Raw genomic sequence first — 20,309 nt, 5'->3', positions numbered from 1 at the left:
CTCAGGGCGCTGTCGCCCCCCACAGCGAGACGCTGCGGACAAAGCCAACCCGCCCCTCGACATCAAACCGGCACCAACCGTCCTCACACGACGAAACGCGTCCCACCACGCCGGGCGCCAGACGCCACAGCACGCGCGATCCGGCATCGGGCGCCTCATGAACCGGCGCAACCCCGCCCCGCTTGCCCTTGACCACGGCGGTCTGCGGCCCGACGGCAAATTTCAGCAGCATCCAGCCCTTCGCGCCATCCGGGTCCTCGACAAAGGCCCAGCCCTGCCAGATGCGCAGCACCCGGACCGGCAACAGCTTGCGGTGGTACTCGAAACGGATGCCGTAATCCTCACCCGGCCCCAGGCGCATGTTCACCTTGGGATCGGTCAGGCTGCCCCAGAAAGGCGTCTTGTACACCTTGGGGCTGGCCAGAGTGGACATGGGCATGGCCAGCGACATTGCCGCCAGCACACCGGCCAGAGCTTGGAACACTTTACGCTTCATGGCCGGCATTGTACCCGCAGGCAGCCCCGGGCATCAAGGCCGCTTGACCACCCTTGGGGGCGACGCATACTGCCGTTTGTGGATAAGCGAGAGGCGCGAAGGCACGTGAACGACAAGCAGGACCCCAAACCCCATGCTCCGGCTCTATCGACCCGCCGGGTGGAAGGGCGGCCGCGCGTGGTCGTCACCCGCCATCTGATGCCGCAGGTCGAGGCGCGCATGGCCGAATTGTTCGACGTGGTGCTGAACACCGACGATCACCAGATGGACCGCGCCGAACTGATCGCGGCCATGCGTGAGGCCGATGTGCTGGTCCCCTGCCTGTCCGACCGCATCGACCGCGCCATGCTGGACGAGGTATTTGCCACGCCGGGCGCCCGCCGCCTGGGCCTGATCGCCAATTTCGGCGCGGGGATAGAACATATCGACCTGTCCGCCGCCCGCGCGCACAAGGTGATCGTCACCAATACCCCCGGCGTCTATACCGACGACACGGCGGACATGACGATGGCGCTGATCATCTCGGCCGTGCGCCGCTTTGCCGAAGGCGTGCGCCAATTGCACGCGGGTGAATGGGGCGGCTGGGCGCCCTCCACCCTGCTGGGCCACCGCATCGGCGGGCGCAGGCTGGCTATCATCGGCATGGGCCGCATTGGTCAGGCCGTCGCCCACCGCGCCCGCGCCTTTGGCATGGAGGTGGTCTATCACAACCGCCACCGCGTGCCCGCCGCGCTGGAAAACATGCTGGGCGCGCGGTACGAGGCGGATCTGGACCAGATGATTGCGCAGGCCGACATCCTCTCGCTGCACTGCCCGGCCAGTACCGAAACGCACCATATCCTGTCCGCCGCGCGCATCGCCTCGATGAAGCCGGACGCCTATGTCATCAACACCGCGCGCGGTGACCTGATTGACGAGGCGGCCTTGATCGACGCGCTGGAAAATGGCCGGTTGGGCGGCGCGGGACTGGATGTCTACACGCATGAACCCACCCCCGATTCGCGCCTGTCGGCCCTGCCCAATGTGGTGATGATGCCACATATGGGCAGCTGCACCATCGAAGGGCGCGAGGCGTCGGGGGCCAAGGTCATCGCCAATATACGGTTCTGGGCCGATGGGCATCGCCCACCCGATCAGGTGCTGGAGGGCTGGGCGTGACGGCAGTGGCCGACATGCGCCAGATCGAGGGGCAGGAACTGGACCGCGCCGCGTTGGACGCACTGATCGCGGCTGCGCCCGGTGTGCCCGCGCATCTGATCGACTGCGATCTGACCGCCGCCGAAATGGGCGGCATGGCGCTGGAAGGCTGGGTGTTTGAACGCTGTGCCCTGCGCGGCGCGCGGCTGGATGGGGCGCGGCTGTCGGGGGCCAGGTTCCAATCCTGCCGCGCGGGCGGATTGTCCGCGGTGGGCGCGGATTTATCACGCGGGCGCATTCTGGGCTGCGACCTGTCGAATGCGGTGTTGCGCCGTGCCGATCTGGCCGATTGCCGAATTGAACGGACCAAGCTGTCGGGCGCGGACCTGACCGACCTGCGCACGCTGGAACTGGACATGGAGGAGGTGGTGCTGGCCTATGCCCGCCTGCCCGGCCTGTCATTCCGCCGCTTGCGCCTGATCCGCATCGACCTGTCCGAGGCCGACATCCGCAAATGCGACTTCCGCGAAGCGGTGTTTGTCGACAGCTCGCTGCGCAACGCCTTTCGCGAAGGCGCGCGGTTTGACGGCGCTGACCTGCGCGGGGCCGACCTGTCGGGGCTGACACTGGCCGATGCGCGGGGCTTGCGCGGCGCGATCATCGCCCGCGAACAGGCCGCCGACCTGCTGGGCGAACTGGGGCTGCGCGTCATCTGACCACCCACGCCGGACACGAAAAGGGGCGGGAAAGGCATCCCCTTCCCGCCCACTTTTCTTGCGTTGTCCCTGCGATCAGTCGCCGGCCAGAATGCGGTCCACCAACTGCTTCACCGTGGGGGTGAAGTTATTGGAATAGAACGGATCCTGCTTGAACCGATAGGCCGCGTGCCCGGCAAACATCAGGTTCTGGTCGATGTCTTCGCCATGGGCGATGTTCTGCAACGACTTTTGAATGCAAAAGCTGCGCGGATCGGCCAGACGGCCCGTGGTCCAATCGTCATGGTCCTTCCACGACGAGAAGCCACAATGCGACAGGCAGCCCATGCAATCGGCCTGATCCTTGCGGATTTCCTCACGCTCGGGGGTGGTGACGAACACCAGCGTGTCATCGGGCGTGCGCAGCGCATGGATAAAGCCCGCGCCAAACCACTGCCGCGCGCGTTCACGGTCGCAAGGCGTCACCCAGAAATTCTTGCCCTTGACGCCCACGTCCAGCTGCACCGTGTGATCGCCCGCTTCCACCTTGGAATAGGGGATCTGGCGCTCGCTGCGGTCCACCAGGCTGTTCAGGAACGGGTTCTTGACCGCCGAGGAATAAAAACCGGTCGGCGAGAACTTGTGCAACAGCACATCACCCGGCTCCAGCGTGCGCAGATGATCCTTCCACGCCTGCGGGATGGGGCTTTCCTCGGTCAACAGCGGGCGGGTGCCGAACTGGAATGCGATCGAGCCCAGTTCCGGGTTGTCGATCCAGTTCTCCCACTCGCGCAGATACCACACGCCACCGGCCATGACGATCGGCACACTGTCGGGCACGCCCTCGGCGCGCATCGTCTCGCGCAATTGCTTGACGCGGGGATAGGGATCCTGCGGCTGGGTCGGGTCTTCGGCATTGGACAGACCGTTGTGCCCACCGGCCAGCCACGGATCCTCATAGACCACGGCCGCCATCAGTTCCGACACCTTGTGATAGGCGCGTTTCCAGAGCGCCCGGAAGGCACGGCCCGACGAGACGATCGGCAGGTACTGCACGTCGAAGCGCGCGGCGATCTCGGCCAGCTTGTACGGCATGCCCGCGCCGCAGGTAACGCCGGCAACCAGCCCGCGGGTCCGCTCCAGCACACCCTCCAGCACCTGTTGCGCGCCGCCCATTTCCCACAGCACGTTGATGTTGATCGCGCCGCGCCCGCTGGCAATGTCATAGGCCCGCTTGACCTGTTCCACCGCGCCGTCGATGGCATAGCGGATCAGTTCCTCGTGCCGCCCAGTGCGCGTTGCGGCGTGATAGATCTGCGGAATGACATTGCCATCGGCATCATAGCTATCGGCGTTGACCGCGCTAACCGTGCCGATGCCGCCTGCCGCTGCCCATGCGCCAGAACTGGCATGGTTGGTCGCAGCCACACCCTTGCCTCCTTCGACCAACGGCCAAACTTCGCGGCCGCCATAAAGGATCGGCTTCAACCCCTTGAAACTCATATTAACTTTCTTTCACCATCAACCCGCTGGCACAGAGGATGCGACGGATGGCCCCTCTTGGCAAGCGGCGATTTGCGACGGTTTAGGCCGCATCTCCTGCGTCTGAAACTCGGCGTAGTAAACGTTTGTCCCCGGAATGAGAACGGATTTGGTATTGCGAAAGCCGCTGGCGCGCAATTCACATTGCAACAGGTTGCGCGGCACACCGTGGCGGCCGGTCGGCTGGTCCCGGTCAACGATCACCACCTTGCCCCCCGGCTTTAACGCGGGCCAGATATTCCACAGGAAACCATAAGGTTGCTTTACCTCATGGTACATGTGGATCAGGAACACCCGGTCAAAACTATCTTTGGGCAGGCGCGGATTGGTGTCGGTGCCGTGGCGGATGGCGACATTGTCCAGCTTCTCGTTCTGGACCAGCAGCCCCAGCTTGCGCAGCACCGTCTCGTCAATATCCTCGGCCAACACGCGGCCCTTGGGGCCAACCATCGGGGCCAGCAAACGGGTGTAATAGCCCTCACCCGCACCGACATCGGCCACGGTCATGCCGGGTTTCAACTCAGCCAACTGCATTGCCAGACGGGCTTCTGCCTCACGGTTGGGGATGGAGTCATCGCCACCGGGCGCCTGAGGCTGGCGGGCGGGCGTGGGGAAAGACAGGTCGCCGGTCACCGGGCGGTTCCACGCCCCACAGCCGGGCCACCACAACTGGCTCAACCGGCCAGAGCCCTTGCCCTCACCCTCGACCGTGCAATGCGGCCACAAGGCCCAGCCCAACGCGCCGATCACCACCAGCGCCGATGCGGCCCATGCCGGACGGACACGCCAAGAGCGTGGCGGCGTGACGCCCTCGCCCTGTGCTGCCTGTCCGATCACCGCCTGTTCCATTGCCCCAATTGCCTGCCCAACGCGTCTGCGCGCCTCGCCGGCATGTTAGCCTGCCCTGCGGCAGGGTCAATCGGTTCATCGCTCCCAGCGCTCGCCCTGTCGCTTGGAACGGACGCCAACATCAGTCGACGTCGTCCACCGCCACCTTTTCGCCCGTCACCTTTTGCGACAGCGCAGCGGCCATGAACGGATCCAGCGCGCCATCCAGCACATCGTCGGGCGTCGGGCTGGTCACGCCTGTGCGCAGATCCTTGACCATCTGATAAGGCTGCAACACATAGGAACGGATCTGGTGGCCCCAGCCGATGTCGCTCTTGGCCGAATGTTCGGCGCTGGCGGCGGCTTCGCGGCGCTGCATTTCGGCCTCATACAACCGGGCCTTCAGCATGTTCATCGCGATTTCGCGGTTCTTGTGCTGGCTGCGATCCACCTGCGATGCCACAATGATGCCGCTGGGGACGTGGGTGATACGCACCGCCGAATCGGTGGTGTTGACGTGCTGACCGCCCGCGCCCGATGCGCGATAGGTGTCGATCCGCAGATCCGCCGGGTTCACCTCGACGGTAAAGCTGTCGTCGATCACCGGGTACACCCAGACCGAGCTGAACGAGGTATGGCGGCGGGCCGAACTGTCATACGGGCTGATGCGGACCAGACGGTGGACGCCGCTCTCGGTCTTGGCATAGCCATAGGCGTTCTCGCCTTTGCACAGGATGGTGGCGGATTTGATGCCCGCCGTTTCGCCCGACTGGTATTCGATCAGATCGACCTTGAACCCGCGTTTTTCGGCCCAGCGCGTGTACATGCGCAGCAACATCGAAGCCCAATCCTGCGATTCGGTGCCCCCCGCGCCCGCGTGGATTTCGATATAGGTATCCATGCCATCGGCTTCGCCCGCCAACAGCGCCTGCACCTTGTCGGTGTCAGCCCGCTCGGCCAGCGCGGCCAGGCTCGCCAGACCGTCCGCGATGGTGGCCTCGTCGTCCTCCATCTCGCCCAGCTCGATGAACTCGATCGCGTCGCGCATTTCCGCGCTGATGGTGTTGACCGCGCCGATGCTGGCTTCCAGCCGGCGGCGCTCCTTCATCACCTTTTCGGCTTCCTTGGGGTTGTCCCACAACTTGGGGTCCTCGACGCGCGCGTTCAGCTCGTCAAAGCGGCGCAGCGCACGCTCCCAGTCCAGAAACTTGCGTACAAGCGCCAGCGCGGCTTCGATCCGGTCAATATGGGCCTGCCCTTCGGCACGCATCGCAAACACCCTTTGCCAAAAATCCTGAACCACGGCGCGTTAGACGGATTGCGGACAAAGTAAAGGCCCGGTGATGGGAACACCGGGCCGATACGTCATTTCAGGGCATTTGCGATATGCCGGACCTCTCCTTTGGGTCATCGCCGGCGCGGAATGGGAAACGCTGCCGGCGGCGCGCCGATGGGACGGCGCCAAGGAGAGAACCGAAGGGGCCCGAGACCATGAACAGGGCCCCTGCTTCGGCATATTGGCATCACGATCCGTGAATGGGAGCGGATCATCATGCCATGCCCTGCGTGGAAACCTGCGCCGCCGGGGAAATGGCGGTTTCAGCCTCCTGATTGGTCCGCCCCCGAATGGGAAGGGTTTGGATCAACCGGGCATGCAGTCCTCTTACGTCATTCGTTGAAGCCCGCAACCGGCCATTCCGGCCTGTTTCATTTCGGGATCGACGATGGGCAAAGTGTTAACACGCCCCCCGCCCGGCCCGCATACGCAAAACCGCCCCCGCCCCTGATACAAACCGGGGCGGAGGCGGCGAGATGGTCCAATCGCAGTTGCGGCGCCGCGTTAGCGGCCCTGCTTCAACCCGCGCACGGTGGCCAGCGTCTTGGCCACATGGTCCTTGAAGTCCATGTCGGTAAAGGCCAGCTTCACCTTGCCATCGCGGCCGATGACATATGACGTGCGCTTGGTCAGGGCGGCGGGACGGCCGGGGATGGTCAGCTCGACGTCAAAGCCCTTGACGATAGTGGGTGTGGCGATCCCCACCGGAAAGGCATCGCGGCATTCCTCGGTCGAGAAGCGCTGCAACGTGGGCAGATCATCCACCGACAGGCCGATCACGCTGGCCCCCGCCTTGGCGAAATCGGGCATCGCCTCGGCAAAGGCATGGGCCTCCAGCGTACAGCCCTGCGTGAACGCCTTGGGGTAGAAATAGACGACCACCGGCCCCTTTTTCAGGGCCTTCTGCAGGTTGAAGTCGATCGTCTTGCCGCCCAGCGCGCCCTGCGTCGCGAATTGCGGCGCGCGCGAACCCACGGCCAGTTCGGCATGGGCGGGGGTTGCGGCAACAGCCACAGCCGCCGCAGCGGCCATGACGGGGGCGAAGCGCGCAAAGCGCGAGGTGTGGGGGCGTGTCATGGCGCGCAGACTGTCCCTGCGCGCCGCCAAAGTCCAGTGGCCAGAAGTGAACCGTTTACCGACTGGCGGGGATCAGTACACCCCGCCCTGCTCGACCACAAAGTCCTCCTGCCCGGCCTCGGGCTGGCGCGGTGCGCCACCGCGCCCACCCATTGCGGTAAAGCCGCGCCGGATTGCGTCCAGCAACTCGCTGCGCCGCGCCGCCAATTGGTCGGAGCGCGTCTCGCGCGTGGGCTGGGTTTCGGGCTTGAACGCTTCCCAGATCACATCCGCCTTGGGGTCATCGCCCGGAGAACCGCCAAACACCCGCTGGCCCGACACGCGGTTGACCTTGACCATGCTGACGCCGGCCGGCGCGACAAAAGGCGTGTGATCCCACCGCGCGCGCGATGCCATGACGAATTGTTTGAAAATCGGCGCGGCAAAGGTGCCGCCCTGCACCCAACCACCCAGGCTGCGCGGCTGATCGTAACCGATATAGACGCCGCCCACGATATTGGGCGAACCACCCACAAACCACACGTTGGTCGGCCCGCTGGTGGTGCCGGTCTTGCCAAACAGCGGCAGGCCCAGATCGCGCAGCGTCACCGCCGTCCCGCGCTGCACCACGCCTTCCAGCATATGCACCGTCTGATAGGCGGTGCGCGCGTCCAGCACCTGACGCCCCGTACCGCCCAGACGCGGCATCGGCTTACCATCCCAGTCCACCATGTTGCAGGCCGGGCATTTGCGGTTGTCGGCGCGCCAGATCACCTTGCCATTGCGGTCCTGAATGTAGTCGATCAGCGTCTGCGCCCGCTGCATGCCCGCATTGGCCAGCGTGGCATAGGCGCTGACCATGCGCGCCACGGTCGTTTCCCCCGCCCCCAGCGCGAAGGAGAAATAGGGCTGATAATCGCCGATCCCCACGCGCGAGATGGTCTTGACCACCTTGTCCATGCCGACATCATTGGCGATGTGCACGGTCATCAGGTTGCGCGACTGCTCCAGCCCCCAACGCATGGTGTGGATGCCGCCCATGCCGCGATTGTCAAAGTTGCGGAAGCATTTCTGCCCCAGATTGCCGCCCTGAAACACGCAGAAGGGCTGATCGGCCACCATGCTGGCTGGCGTCATGCCATTGTCCAGACCCGTAGCATAAACAAACGGCTTGATCGTTGAACCGGGCTGGCGCTGTGCCTGCGTAGCGCGGTTAAAGGCGTCCAGCCCGGCGTCAAACCCGCCCGCCATCGCCAACACCCGGCCCGAACCGGGCTGCTCGACCAGCATGCCGCCCGACACTTCGGGTACGATGCGCAGGGCATAGGCGCCCGGCCCCGCAGGCGCCGCGGCCACCACATCGCCCCGGCGCGCGCCATCGGGAATGCCCACAAGGCTGGCCATGCTGCCATCGACAAAGCCGATCTGGCCATTGCTGCCCGCCTTTTTCAGGATCAGCCCAACGCGCCAATTGGCATAGTTCACCGATTTGTTCAGCATCGCCAATTGGCCACGCCAGCCTTCCTCGGCAATGTCGACATGGGCGATCGGCTTGTGCCAACCCTTGCCCGCGGCGTAGCGCAACAGGCCCGAACGCAACGCGTCCTGCGCCGCGTTCTGCAACGTCAGGTCCAGCGAGGTGCGCACCCACAACCCGCCATCATAGACGCTGTTGGGCCCGGCCTCGGCGTTTTCGCCATATTGGTCGATCAACTGGCGGCGCACTTCCTCGACAAAATAGCCCACCGCCGGGTCATAGCTTTCGGCGTGATGCGGCACGATGCCCAGCGGCTGCGCCTTGGCGGCCGCGGCCGTGGCGGCATCCACGTGCCCGTTGCGCACCATCTGGTCCAGCACCCAGTTGCGCCGCGCCATCGCCTTTTCGGCGGCGCGGGCGCGGCCATAGACCTCGGGCGCCTTGGGCAGGATCGCCAGAAACGCGGCCTCATGCAGTTGCAGGTCGCCCACGTCCTTGTTGAAATAGGCACGCGCGGCCGCCTGCACGCCAAAGCTTTGCCGGCCCAGCGGAATCTCGTTCAAATAGAGTTCCAGGATCTGCTGCTTGGTCAGCACGCTTTCGATCCGGCGCGCGACGATCATCTCGCGCAGTTTGCGGCTGACGGAATATTCGTTGCCGATCAGGATGTTCTTGGCCACCTGCTGAGTAATGGTCGAACCACCGCGCGCGCGCTCGTCCGAACCATACTTCAACGCATAGTCCACCACCGCCTGCGCCAGACCGATGTAATCGACCCCGCCATGGCTGAAGAAATTCTTGTCCTCGGCCGAAATGAAGGCGTTGATCAGCGGTTTGGGAAAATCAACATAGCGCAATTGCACGCGCCGTTCGCGGGCATAGGAATAGACGATCGCCCCATCGCCGCCGCGCACCATCGTGGGCATGCGCGGCTGATAGGTCAGCAACCGGTCGGCATCGGGCAGATTGCGGATCACCGCGACATAGCCGATCAACAGCACCGCCAGCATCGCGCCCGCGCCGCCCGCCAACGCGCGGAATTTCCAGCCCGAGGCCCAGCCGCGCGCGAACCACGCCCGCAGCGCCACCCAGCGATCGGCCGCCACATCACGCCACCGCGACAGACGCGGCGACTGGCTGATGTGGCCATCGGCCCACCCGGCCGCGCGCCCCGCCCCCGCCACGGTGGCGTCACGCCCCCGCGCCGACAGGTCGCGCACGCGCGTCCACAGGTTGCCCGCATTGCGCCGAATGCGCAGCTTCAGATTGTCTGGATCAAGATCGGCCATCGTGGCATCGCCCTAGCACGGCTGCGCGGCGGCTTACCAGAGTGTTCCGCGATGCGCCGGCACGGACAGCGTCACGGCTGATCGGTCGATTGCCGGGCAAAGAACACGCGGATCGCACGGGCCGTCACCTCGGCAAAGGCGGCGCGCCCCTTGTCCGAACGCAGGCGGGCCAACTCCTCGGGATTGTTGATATATCCGCTTTCAAACAGCACCGAAGGCACATCGGGCGATTTCAGCACGACAAAGGCGGCCGACTGCGGCTCCTTTTCGCGAAAGGCGATTCGCCCCTCGCCCTCGCGCAGGATCAGCCGGGCGAATTCGTCCGACAGCCGCCCCGAATGGCGCTGCGCCAGATCGACCAGAATGGCGCTGACCTGCCCGCTGGTCCGCGCCAGCGACACGCCGTTGACGGTATCGGCGCGGTTTTCAGACGCGGCCAGCTTTTCGGCCTGCTCACTCGTCCCGCGCGCCGACAGGGTATATATGGTGGCCCCCTTGGCGGTGTTGCCCACCTCGGTGCTGTCGGCGTGGATCGAGACGAACAGATCCGCCTTCATCCGCCGCGCAATGCCCGATCGGTCCTCCAGCAACAGATAGCGGTCATTGTCACGGGTCAGCGCGACGCGGATGCCGCCATCGGCCACCAGCCGGTCACGCAAGGCCAGCGCCAGCGCCAGCGTTACCTCTTTCTCGACATGCGGCATCTCGCCCGCGCCCGGATCATGCCCACCGTGCCCCGCGTCAATCACCACCAGCGGGCGGGTGGGGTCATCGCTGCCGGTGATCCTGGGCAGGTCAATCTCGGCCTTGCTGGGGGGGAGTGCGAAACGTGCGGCATAGTTGCCCGATGACGAAGCCGAGCCCATCGCCCGGTCAACCGCCACCATCGCGGCCAACACCGCAACCGGCGCCAACAGCACGAACAACGCCAGCAAAACGCGCCCGCCCCACCGGCCGCCCTGCCCGTCACCCTCGTCCTGCGCTGCCCAGTCATCCGGCGTATAAGCCATCCAGCCGCCTGCCCCACATCGGCGCGCACCCCAGAGCGCGGCCCTTCCCCCCGAACCCTAAGCGTTGTCCCTGAACGAGGCAATCACCGAAAATGCGTCCCAAACGACAAGAATGTCCAATTGACACTCATCAACGACGAAAAGGCGGCAAACTCAGCAAAAAACCGGGGAGCGCAATAAACTTGCCGATGGGCATATTGGGTGCTAGGCAATGCGATGACGGGATGAAGCCATCCCATCGCACCCGTTGGGCCTGCGCCCCTGATACCGCCGCACCGTGTACGCCTTAAGACCTTTAAGGAACCGCCGGTCTTTCGGAAAGGTCAGGTTTGGCGAGGAGACCGGCAGGGCGCGGATGGCACAAAAATTCGCTCCGTCAACGTCCGGAATGGATCCGGATGTGACAGGTTGATGCAGGTATGATGAGCCGTTTGCCGTTCCAACGCCCGATGCCCCAAGGGGGCCAGGCTGTGTGGACGGCGCGCGCAGAGGATCGCGACACAGTCGCGCCCGCTCTGCGCCTTGGCACATATCCGGACATGTCTGGCCTTGCCCACGGGTGGTTCCCGGCGGCTCCTCTGCCCTTAGCGGCACGACGGACCCTGCCGATCCGGCCCCATGCGCGAACACTCGTATCGCGCCTGATCGTTCCTGCAGACACGAAAAACGCCGCCCGGACGCCGCCATCGCGGCATTTGCGCCCGGAGTGTTCCCACATAATCGCGCCGGCACGGACCTTTGGGTCTGGAATTTGCCCGCGCGATCCTCATGACAATCGCCACACAGACGGGATGCGCAGTGCCTTTGCGGCTTCGCCATCGACCCTGTGTGGCCGGAGATATAGTAATGACCACGCGCATGCTGATCGATGCGCGCCACGCGGAAGAGACCCGGGTGGCGGTGCTGAAGGGCAATCGTATTGAGGAATTCGACTTTGACTCTGCTGATCACAAGCAGATCAAGGGGAATATTTATCTGGCCAAGGTAACGCGGGTTGAACCTTCGTTGCAGGCCGCATTCGTGGATTTCGGTGGCAATCGCCACGGTTTTCTGGCCTTCAGCGAAATCCATCCCGACTATTATCAGATCCCCAAGGAGGACCGCGAGGCCCTGCTGGCAGAGGAAGCTGCCCACGCCGAGGAAGAGGCCGCCCTGCGCGCCGTTGCCGAGGGTGAGGAAGATTTCGTCGGCGACGACGATCTGGGCGAAGGCCTGGCCGATGACTTTGCCGGCGGCGGGGTCGAAGACGCCTCGCTGATCGAGGTCGACACGTCCGAAAAGGACAGCGTCGCCACGATCGAGGCGGGCCATGTCGAGGACGGCTTTGAAGGCGACCACGAGGCCGAGGAAGCCGCAGAGGCCGATGGTGACAGCCGTGGCCGCAATCGCCGCCGCCGTCAGGGCCGCAGCGCGGGCCACGCCAAGGAAGCCGAAGAACTGCGCGCCAAGCGCATGGCGCTGCGCCGCCGCTACAAGATCCAGGACGTGATCCACCGCCGTCAGGTGCTGCTGGTGCAGGTGGTCAAGGAAGAGCGCGGCAACAAGGGCGCCGCCCTGACGACCTATCTGTCGCTGGCGGGCCGCTATTGCGTGCTGATGCCCAATTCCAGCCACGGCGGCGGCATCAGCCGCAAGATCAGCAGCGTCGCCGACCGCAAGCGGCTGAAGAGCATCATTGCCGAGATGAGCCTGCCCAAGAGCATGGGCTGCATCGTGCGCACCGCCGGCCTTCAGCGCACCAAGACCGAGATCAAGCGCGACTTTGACTATCTGGCGCGCCTGTGGGACGACATCCGCGAAACGACGCTCAAGAGCGCCGCGCCCGCGCTGATCCATTCCGACAGCGACCTGATCAAGCGCGCCATCCGCGACATCTACAACCGCGATATCGAGGAAGTGGTGGTCGAGGGCGAGCATGGCTATCGCTCGGCCCGCGACTTCATGAAGCTGTTGATGCCCAGCCACGCGCGCCGGGTAAAGCAATATGCCGACCCGGTGCCGCTGTTCCAGCGTTTCGGCGCAGAGGATCAGCTGACCGCGATGTATGATCCGGTGGTGCAGCTCAAGTCGGGTGGCTATATCGTCATCAACCCGACCGAGGCGCTGGTTTCGATCGACATCAACTCGGGCCGTTCCACCAAGGAACATGGCATCGAGCAGACGGCGGTTGCCACCAACCTTGAGGCCGCACGCGAGATCGCCCGCCAGTTGCGCCTGCGCGACATGGCCGGTCTGGTCGTGATCGACTTCATCGACATGGAATATGGCTCGAACGTCCGCAAGGTCGAGAAGGCCATGAAGGAAGCGCTTAAGAACGACCGCGCCCGCATTCAGGTCGGCCGTATCAGCAGTTTCGGTCTGATGGAGATGAGCCGCCAGCGCCTGCGCACCGGCGTGCTGGAAGCCACGACGCGCTCGTGCCCGCACTGCGATGGTTCGGGCCTGGTCCGCACGGCGGGGTCTTCGGGTCTGGCCGCGCTGCGCCTGATCGAGGACGAGGCCGCCAAGGGCAAGGGTATCGTCATCACCCTGTTCGCCAGCCAGGAAGCCGCCGTCTATGTCCTGAACTCCAAGCGCGCCGATCTGGCCGAGATCGAGGACCGTTACGGCGTCACCGTCGAAGTGATCCCCGAGGGCGAGAACGAGGGCGCCAAGATGCGCGTTGTCTCGTCGGGGCCGCGCAACGAATTCGTCCCCAAGTTCGACAAGATCGCCATCATCGAAGAAGAAGATGACGACCTGCCCGAGGATATCGAGGACGAAGAGGACGCCGAGGAAGAGGCCGAAGCGCGCGAAGACCGCGCCGAGGGTGAGGCCGAGGGCGATGGCAACGGCAGCCGCCGCAAGCGTCGCAAGCGTCGTCGTGGCCGTGGCCGCGACCGCCGCGAGGACGGTGAGGCCAGCGAGGGCGGCGAGGACGAGGGTGACGAGTCCGAGGACGCCGGCGCCGAGGGTGACGAGGCCGGTGACGATGCCGCCGCCGAGGACAGCTCGACCGAGGGCGAAGGTGGTGAGGATGGCCCGCGCAAGCGTCGCCGCCGCAACCGTCGTCGCCGTGGCCGTGGCCGTGGTGAAGGTGGTGAGGCCAGCGACAGCGCCGTGGCCGGTGAGGCCGCCGATGATGGCGAACCCGCCGAGGCCGAGGCCGAGAGCGAAGAGCCAGTCGCCGCGGAAGCCAGCGCCCAAGCCGTGGTCGAAGAAGCGCCCAAGCCCAAAGCCAAGCGCACGCGCCGCAAGAAAGCCGACGTGGTTGCCGCTGAGGCTGAGGCCGGCGATGCGGTGAGCGACGAGGCTGAGGTCGCGGCTGAAGTGGTGGAAACCGCCGACGCCGCACCCAAGGCCAAGAAGGCCCCGGCCAAGCCGCGGGCCCCGCGCAAGAAGAAGGCCGATGTGGTGAGTGACGAGGCGACCAGCGCCGATGCACCCGCCGCAGAAGGTGAGGCAGGCGAAGCGCCTGCCGAGCCCAAGGCCAAGGCCCGCAAGGCTCCGGCCAAGCCGCGCGCCCCGCGCAAGAAGAAGGTTGAGGCCGAGGCCGCGCCCGAAGCCGCAGTTGCGGCCGAAGCGCCCGCCGCCGATGCCCCTGCGGGCGAGGGTGAAGGCGACGGCGATGGCCCCCGCAAGGGCTGGTGGCAGCGCACCTTTGGCGCCTGATACGGCGCTGATGGCCAAATGAAACGGGCCTCCCGGTTCACACCGGGAGGCCCTTTCTTTTGCCTAATCAGGCGAACGAATCAGGGATTGGCGCATTCGGTCATGCCGCCGCGCCCACGGGCAATGTCAGAGGTCGGCGGCACGGGCTGCACTTTGCCAAAGCCACCGAACAAGGCCATCTGCGTTTCATTGACAACATGGCAGATATTGGGACCAATCGCGGGAACCAGGCCAACGCCCGAAAGTTTGAAAACGGGCGTTTCATTGTCGCGGCGGTAAAAACCGTTCGGCCAACCGCAATCGCCCGTCGAACGACCAGCCATGGCCATCTTGGGCACGACCTTCACCTTGCCGAAACCGCCGAACAGCGCCATCTGCGTTTCGTTCTGAACATGGCAATACAGGTCCGGCGCATATTGCCACATCACTTCGGGCTTGTCAGCCTGGCGCACAAAAGCACCGGCAAAATCCTCGGCCTGTACCGGAGCCGAATTCATAGCCATCGAAGCCGCCGAAAGCAAGACAATCATCTTTGCGATGATGGAATATCTCCTGTTATGCATAATTGCGTGATTTTTGTATCCACATAAAATAACACCACAACCGCGACAGAATGACCACTTTATGCAAAAATATAGGACAAATTGACGAATTATATTTTCAGGTTTTGTATATTTTCGCCATAACCCATCAGTAATCACCCTTTGATCCAAAATGTCGCGCATCTACCTGTGACATGTACCGCTCCACCGTTTCGCCGCTTGACTCAGATCAATGCCGCCCATGTGCCAGCCCGTCATAATGCTAACAATTGTTATGATAAGGAGAGGACGCAATGGCCCATTTCCCGCAAAACCCCGGCTTTACCTCGGTGCTGCGCCTGATTCGCCTGCAAGGTGACATCGGCGATCTGGAGATCGAGGGCGAAGTCCCCGCCGCGCTGGACGGCGCGTTTTTCCGCGTCCATCCCGACCCTCAGTTCGCACCCAAATTCGCGGACGATCAGTTCTTCAACGGCGATGGCATGGTCAGCCAGTTCCGTTTCAAGAACGGCCGCGTGGATTTCAAGCAACGCTATGCCCAGACCGACAAGTGGAAGCTGGAGAACGCGGCCGGAAAAGCGCTGTTTGGCGCCTATCGCAACCCGCTGACCGATGAGGAGTCCGTCAAGGGCCAGATCCGTGGCACCGCCAATACCAATGTGCTGGTCCACGCGGGCAAACTGTTCGCCATGAAAGAGGACAGCCCATGCCTGATCATGGACCCTAACACGCTGGAAACGCAGGGCTATACCGATTTTGACGGCGATCTGAACATCAGCGCCTTTACCGCCCACCCCAAGATCGACCCTGACACCGGCAATTTCTGCGGCTTTGGCTATTCCCTGGCAGGCCCCCTCACCCGCGAATGCGCCTATTTCGAGATCGACCCCGAAGGCAAGATCGTCCGCAAGGCCTCGTTCGAAGTGCCGCATTACACCATGCTGCACGACTTTGGCATCACGCAGGACTATGCCGTCTTCAACGTCTCGCCCTATTCGTCGGATTGGGAAACGCTGGAGCAGAACCGCCCCCATTTCTGGTATGACCGCGAATTGCCGTTCTATATCGGCGTGATGCGCCGCGATGGCGATGGCAGCGACATGCGCTGGTTCCGTCAGGAGCCTTCGGTGTGCGGCTGTCATGTGATGAACGCGACGCAAGAGGGGACCAAGGTGCATCTGGACCTGCCCGTCTCGCAGACCGGCTCGCTGCCTTTCTTCCCCAACCGTGACGGCACGCCTTATGACGTCAAGGAGATGGTGACGTTCCTCTCGCGCGTCACCGTCGATCTGGCCAGCAACGAGGACGTGGTGCAGTCAATCACCCGCATCGGTCAGGCGCCGGGCGAATTCCCGCGCATCGATGACCGCTATGCTGGCAAGGCCTATAGCCATGGCTGGCAGATCACCTATGATTTTTCCAAGCCTTACAATGGTCCGGCGGGGCCCTTTGCGGGCGTCATCAATTCGCTGACGCATTACAATCTGGCCACGGGTCAGGAGGAAAGCTGGTGGTGCGGGCCCGACAGCGCCTTTCAGGAACCCGCCTTCATCCCGCGCAGCGCCGATGCCGCCGAGGGCGATGGCTGGCTGATCGCGCTGGTCGACAACCACATCACCAACTATTCCGACCTGTGCCTGTTTGACGCGCTGGACGTGACCAAGGGGCCGATCTGCCGCATCAAGCTGCCGATCCGCCTGCGTCAGGGGCTGCATGGCAATTGGGTGCCGGGAGCCAAGCTGGAGGCCGCCACCCGCTCCAAGGAACTGGAAACGGCCTGAAATCCGCCGCCCTGTCCCAAAGGACAGGGCAGCACGGCCGGGGCGCGGCCTGCGCGGCCCGGCCCCGGATTTTTCGGCACAAAAGCGCCCCGCCCCCATGGGTTTGGGCGCTTTTCCGGTGGTTTAGGCCTGTGGCCACCATGCCGCACCGGCCCGGTTTTGATGCCGATTGGCCGCAGGGCGGGCGCGCAAACCCTGCGGCATCGCAACATGGGTCTTGCCCCTGCGAAAATGGGCGGTATGAGGGCAGCAACGCGGGCGATACCAGCGCGCTGAATCGGGACGCCCTGTGCCCCCGGTTCGCCGCCAAAGCCCATGGGCAAACAGCACGGAAAGTTAGCGGATATGGCCACCTTTTCTCTCCCCGCCAACAGCAAGATCAGCAAGGCTGGCAAGGTCCACAAGGCCGAGGGCGCCACGCGGGTGAAGAAGTTCACCGTCTATCGCTATGACCCCGACAGCGGCGAAAACCCCCGCTATGACACGTTCGAGATCGATCTGGACAATTGCGGCCCGATGGTTCTGGACGCGCTGCTGGTGATGAAGAACGAGAAGGACAGCACCCTGACCTTCCGTCGTTCGTGCCGCGAGGGCATCTGCGGTTCCTGCGCGATGAACATGAACGGCCGCAACGGTCTGGCCTGCACCACCGCGATCGAGGATCTGTCGGGCGATATCCGCATCACCCCGCTGCCGCATATGGAAGTGATCAAGGATCTGGTCCCTGATTTCACGCACTTTTATGCGCAATACGCCAGCATCCGCCCTTGGCTGCAAACCGTGTCGACCACGCCTTCGGGCAAGGAACGCCTGCAGTCGCCCGAACAGCGCGAGAAGCTGGACGGCCTGTATGAGTGCATCCTGTGCGCCTGCTGCTCGACCTCGTGCCCGTCGTACTGGTGGAACTCGGACAAGTTCCTGGGCCCGGCGATCCTGTTGCAGGCCTATCGCTGGCTGGCGGACAGCCGCGACGAAATGACTGGTGAGCGTCTGGACGAGCTGGAAGATCCCTTCCGCCTGTACCGCTGCCACACGATCATGAACTGCGCCAACGTCTGCCCCAAGGGCCTGTCGCCGGCGCGCGCGATTGCCGAAATCAAGAAGATGCAGGCCGAACGCGCGATCTGATTACTGTCGTTTTTCCATTAAAACCGGTCGGCTGTGCGCTGGCCGGTTTTTTTGTTGCTCACAGCCCGCCATTTCGTGCCGCAAGCGCGCAATCTGGACAGCCAGGCGGTCGCATTATACCTTTGCCATAGAAAACCAAAGCGCCACTGGGCGGGCAACGGTGTACTGGAACGGGGAATGGCATCATGGTCATGCGGCGTTCTTGCGTTAGCCCCGCCCAACCTGTGCCACATGCGCTGCTGCGGGATGCCCCGCCGCCCTGACCGCATTGTGGAGAAATACGTTATCCACCAATCACCGGCAGTTGAATAGCGCGAACGCGGAAACGTCCGAAATTCTTGCAATTTACACCCGAAACCGTAGAAATACAGAACTAGTCAGGCACACAGCATCCTTTTGTGCAATCAGAATAGCGCTTTTTAGATCTGTTCAGCTTCGCGCAAATTCCGTAGCCTTATACCCATCGTATCGAGCAGCGCCGCGCCGCTGGTCTGATGTGAACTGGAGGGAACCATGGCACAAAAATTCGCTAAGGCCACGCTGACCGCCTGCCTGATCGGCATCGGCGCCAGCCTGTTTGCGGCAACGGCGGCCGATGCAGCGCCGCGACGCAAGATCTATATCAAGAACGCCTGCAACCGCCCGTTGCAGGTACTGGTCCATCATGCTGATGGGTGGCGCAACTGGCACCCGCATGCCTGGTACCAGTACGAACCGGGCGAAGGCAGTTATGTCAACAACTCGGACGGCGAGAAGTTGACGCAGATGGATGACCACGACCTGTACATGTATGCCGAAACCACCGACGACCGCCGCACGCTGCGCTGGGAAGGTGGCGGGCCGGAAGTGACGTGGCGCGGGGCGACCTATACCACCATGAAAATGAACACCTCGGTCGATCGTGATGGCGACCGGGTGGTGCGTCTTACCTGCGACAACTGATCGCGGCGCCACATTGCCCATGCGACAACAGACCGGGGGCCATGCGCCCCCGGTTTTGTTATAAATGACTACAATATGGAGGCCGCAAGACGCGCGTTGTGTGGCCTGGGGCGCGCTGCGCGCTACCCCTGCCCGAAACGCCACTTGCCGCGATGCAGCAAAGCGCGGTAGGGGCTGCGCGTCCCTCCCGCCCTGCCACCTTTTTGGCCCCTGCCCTTTCGGATCCGATGCCATGACCGATACCGCCTCCGTACTTGCCCGCTATCACGCGCTGAACGAAGCGGGGGAATTGCGTAGCGATGCCGAACAGGCCGCCGCCGCCGCCCGCCTGTCGCAATTGCAGGCGCAGTTGCAGGCGCCCACCGGGGGCACCGGCCTGCTGGGCCGCCTGTTTGGCAAGGCGCCACCGCGCGCGCGCGGCGTCTATATGTGGGGCGGCGTGGGCCGTGGCAAATCGATGCTGATGGACCTGTTCCACGACAGCCTGACCATCACCGAAAAGCGCCGCGTCCATTTCCATGCCTTCATGCTGGAGGTCCACCGCATCCTGCGCGAGGTGCGCGCCACCGAAAGCGGCGATCCCATCCCGCAGGTGGCCGCGCGCATTGCCAATGGCCTGCGCGTGCTGGCCTTTGACGAGATGGTGGTGAACAATTCAGCCGATGCGATGATCATGAGCCGCCTGTTCACCGCGCTGATCCGCGATTGCGGCGTGACGATCGTCACCACCTCCAACCGGGCGCCGTCCGAACTGTACAAGGACGGGCTTAATCGTGAGCATTTTCTGCCATTTATCGCCCTGATTGAAAGTGAACTCGATGTTCTGACGCTGAATGGCCCGGTCGATTACCGGCTGCAACGTCTGGGCGGGATCGACAGTTGGCACACGCCTTTGGGGGACGCGGCCACCGCCCGTGTGCGCGAGGTGTTCTTTCGCCTGACCGACTATCCGCCCGAGGACGCGGCCCATGTGCCCAGCGCCGATCTGGACGTGGGCGGCGGGCGGCTGTTGCATGTGCCCAAAACGCTCAAGGGCGTGGCGGTGTTCAGTTTCAAGAAGCTGTGCGAACAGGCCCGCGGCGCATCGGATTATCTGGCGATTGCCCAGACCTATCATACCATTATTCTGGTGGGCATCCCGCGCATGGGGCCGGAAAACCGCAATGAGGCGGCCCGTTTCGTCACGCTGATCGACGCGCTGTACGAACACAAGGTCAAGCTGTTCGTGACGGCCGACGCCAGCGCCGATGACCTGTATGAGGCGGGCGATGGCCGGTTTGAATTTGACCGCACCATCAGCCGCCTGACCGAAATGCAGTCGCAGGATTACATGGCGCTGGGCCATGGTGAGGACTGAACCGGCGTGATAGCCTGCCCCCATTGGCAACATGGGGGTTCA

The 20,309-nt window shown here is 63.9% G+C and carries 15 protein-coding genes; 7 read left to right on the top strand and 8 right to left on the bottom strand.

Features of this window, described 5'->3' with window-relative positions:
- Position 1 precedes the first annotated feature (1 nt).
- Positions 2-496 (bottom strand): SH3 domain-containing protein, encoded by a 495-nt coding sequence (locus GTZ99_RS05930; RefSeq protein ID WP_161717347.1) that lies wholly within the window; start codon positions 494-496, stop codon positions 2-4.
- 105 nt (positions 497-601) lie between these two features.
- On the opposite strand from GTZ99_RS05930, the gene GTZ99_RS05925 reads away from it, so the two are divergent.
- Together GTZ99_RS05925 and GTZ99_RS05920 are read left to right on the top strand one after the other, a co-directional pair.
- Complete coding sequence (locus GTZ99_RS05925; RefSeq protein ID WP_320076644.1) at positions 602-1,654, top strand: 2-hydroxyacid dehydrogenase; 1,053 nt, start codon at positions 602-604, stop codon at positions 1,652-1,654.
- A complete protein-coding gene (locus GTZ99_RS05920) occupies positions 1,651-2,349 on the top strand; it encodes a pentapeptide repeat-containing protein (RefSeq protein ID WP_320076643.1) in 699 nt (232 codons plus the stop codon). Before GTZ99_RS05925 ends, GTZ99_RS05920 begins: the two co-directional genes overlap by 4 nt.
- A 75-nt stretch (positions 2,350-2,424) precedes the next feature.
- On the opposite strand, the gene GTZ99_RS05915 is transcribed toward GTZ99_RS05920, so the two are convergent.
- The 6 genes from GTZ99_RS05915 to GTZ99_RS05890 form a co-directional block, all read right to left on the bottom strand.
- A complete protein-coding gene (locus GTZ99_RS05915; protein ID WP_161717346.1) occupies positions 2,425-3,831 on the bottom strand; it encodes an NAD(P)H-dependent flavin oxidoreductase in 1,407 nt (468 codons plus the stop codon).
- An 18-nt stretch (positions 3,832-3,849) separates the two neighbouring features.
- Positions 3,850-4,719 (bottom strand): class I SAM-dependent methyltransferase, encoded by an 870-nt coding sequence (locus tag GTZ99_RS16785; RefSeq protein ID WP_227711132.1) that lies wholly within the window; start codon positions 4,717-4,719, stop codon positions 3,850-3,852.
- Positions 4,720-4,840: 121 nt separating this feature from the next.
- On the bottom strand, positions 4,841-5,968 hold the full coding sequence (prfB, locus tag GTZ99_RS05905) for a peptide chain release factor 2 (RefSeq protein ID WP_161717345.1): 1,128 nt from the start codon (positions 5,966-5,968) through the stop codon (positions 4,841-4,843).
- Between the two features lie 570 nt (positions 5,969-6,538).
- Positions 6,539-7,111, bottom strand: a complete 573-nt coding sequence (locus GTZ99_RS05900; RefSeq protein WP_227711131.1) for a peroxiredoxin — start codon at positions 7,109-7,111, stop codon at positions 6,539-6,541.
- 72 nt (positions 7,112-7,183) lie between these two features.
- Positions 7,184-9,856: a penicillin-binding protein 1A gene (locus GTZ99_RS05895; protein ID WP_406818581.1), complete on the bottom strand. Its 2,673-nt coding sequence runs from the start codon at positions 9,854-9,856 to the stop codon at positions 7,184-7,186.
- Positions 9,857-9,927: 71 nt separating this feature from the next.
- Positions 9,928-10,866, bottom strand: a complete 939-nt coding sequence (locus GTZ99_RS05890) for an N-acetylmuramoyl-L-alanine amidase family protein (protein ID WP_161717344.1) — start codon at positions 10,864-10,866, stop codon at positions 9,928-9,930.
- A gap of 846 nt (positions 10,867-11,712) precedes the next feature.
- Between GTZ99_RS05890 and GTZ99_RS05885 the strand changes: the two genes are divergently transcribed.
- A complete protein-coding gene (locus GTZ99_RS05885) occupies positions 11,713-14,517 on the top strand; it encodes an Rne/Rng family ribonuclease (RefSeq protein WP_161717343.1) in 2,805 nt (934 codons plus the stop codon).
- Between the two features lie 80 nt (positions 14,518-14,597).
- On the opposite strand, the gene GTZ99_RS05880 is transcribed toward GTZ99_RS05885, so the two are convergent.
- Positions 14,598-15,242: a hypothetical protein gene (locus GTZ99_RS05880; protein WP_161717342.1), complete on the bottom strand. Its 645-nt coding sequence runs from the start codon at positions 15,240-15,242 to the stop codon at positions 14,598-14,600.
- Positions 15,243-15,352: 110 nt separating this feature from the next.
- Here GTZ99_RS05880 and GTZ99_RS05875 point away from each other — a divergent pair, with 110 nt between their 5' ends.
- The 4 genes from GTZ99_RS05875 to zapE all read left to right on the top strand — a co-directional run bounded on the left by GTZ99_RS05875 (position 15,353) and on the right by zapE (position 20,267).
- Positions 15,353-16,840, top strand: coding sequence for a carotenoid oxygenase family protein (locus GTZ99_RS05875; protein ID WP_161717341.1), 1,488 nt, complete (start codon positions 15,353-15,355; stop codon positions 16,838-16,840).
- A gap of 345 nt (positions 16,841-17,185) precedes the next feature.
- Positions 17,186-17,968: a succinate dehydrogenase iron-sulfur subunit gene (locus GTZ99_RS05870; protein WP_161717340.1), complete on the top strand. Its 783-nt coding sequence runs from the start codon at positions 17,186-17,188 to the stop codon at positions 17,966-17,968.
- 513 nt (positions 17,969-18,481) lie between these two features.
- Positions 18,482-18,910 (top strand): hypothetical protein, encoded by a 429-nt coding sequence (locus GTZ99_RS05865; RefSeq protein ID WP_161717339.1) that lies wholly within the window; start codon positions 18,482-18,484, stop codon positions 18,908-18,910.
- Positions 18,911-19,142: 232 nt separating this feature from the next.
- Positions 19,143-20,267: a cell division protein ZapE gene (gene zapE / locus GTZ99_RS05860; protein ID WP_161717338.1), complete on the top strand. Its 1,125-nt coding sequence runs from the start codon at positions 19,143-19,145 to the stop codon at positions 20,265-20,267.
- Positions 20,268-20,309 lie beyond the last annotated feature (42 nt).

It is taken from the genome of Novosphingobium ovatum (assembly GCF_009909235.1).
Taxonomy (GTDB): Bacteria; Pseudomonadota; Alphaproteobacteria; order Sphingomonadales; family Sphingomonadaceae; genus Novosphingobium; species Novosphingobium ovatum.
Note: the sequence above shows the minus strand (reverse complement) of the source record. Positions and strands in the feature narration are given on the sequence as shown.

Bases quoted from the DNA above. Each gene is read 5' to 3' on its own strand.
- GTZ99_RS16785 (WP_227711132.1), bottom strand. From the start codon at position 4,719: ATGGAACAGGCGGTGATCGGACAGGCAGCACAGGGCGAGGGCGTCACG.
- GTZ99_RS05895 (WP_406818581.1), bottom strand. From the start codon at position 9,856: ATGGCCGATCTTGATCCAGACAATCTGAAGCTGCGCATTCGGCGCAAT.
- GTZ99_RS05870 (WP_161717340.1), top strand. From the start codon at position 17,186: ATGGCCACCTTTTCTCTCCCCGCCAACAGCAAGATCAGCAAGGCTGGC.
- GTZ99_RS05930 (WP_161717347.1), bottom strand. From the start codon at position 496: ATGAAGCGTAAAGTGTTCCAAGCTCTGGCCGGTGTGCTGGCGGCAATG.
- GTZ99_RS05890 (WP_161717344.1), bottom strand. From the start codon at position 10,866: ATGGCTTATACGCCGGATGACTGGGCAGCGCAGGACGAGGGTGACGGG.
- GTZ99_RS05915 (WP_161717346.1), bottom strand. From the start codon at position 3,831: ATGAGTTTCAAGGGGTTGAAGCCGATCCTTTATGGCGGCCGCGAAGTT.
- GTZ99_RS05900 (WP_227711131.1), bottom strand. From the start codon at position 7,111: ATGACACGCCCCCACACCTCGCGCTTTGCGCGCTTCGCCCCCGTCATG.
- GTZ99_RS05880 (WP_161717342.1), bottom strand. From the start codon at position 15,242: ATGCGCGACATTTTGGATCAAAGGGTGATTACTGATGGGTTATGGCGA.
- GTZ99_RS05885 (WP_161717343.1), top strand. From the start codon at position 11,713: ATGACCACGCGCATGCTGATCGATGCGCGCCACGCGGAAGAGACCCGG.
- prfB (WP_161717345.1), bottom strand. From the start codon at position 5,968: ATGCGTGCCGAAGGGCAGGCCCATATTGACCGGATCGAAGCCGCGCTG.
- zapE (WP_161717338.1), top strand. From the start codon at position 19,143: ATGACCGATACCGCCTCCGTACTTGCCCGCTATCACGCGCTGAACGAA.
- GTZ99_RS05875 (WP_161717341.1), top strand. From the start codon at position 15,353: ATGGCCCATTTCCCGCAAAACCCCGGCTTTACCTCGGTGCTGCGCCTG.
- GTZ99_RS05865 (WP_161717339.1), top strand. From the start codon at position 18,482: ATGGCACAAAAATTCGCTAAGGCCACGCTGACCGCCTGCCTGATCGGC.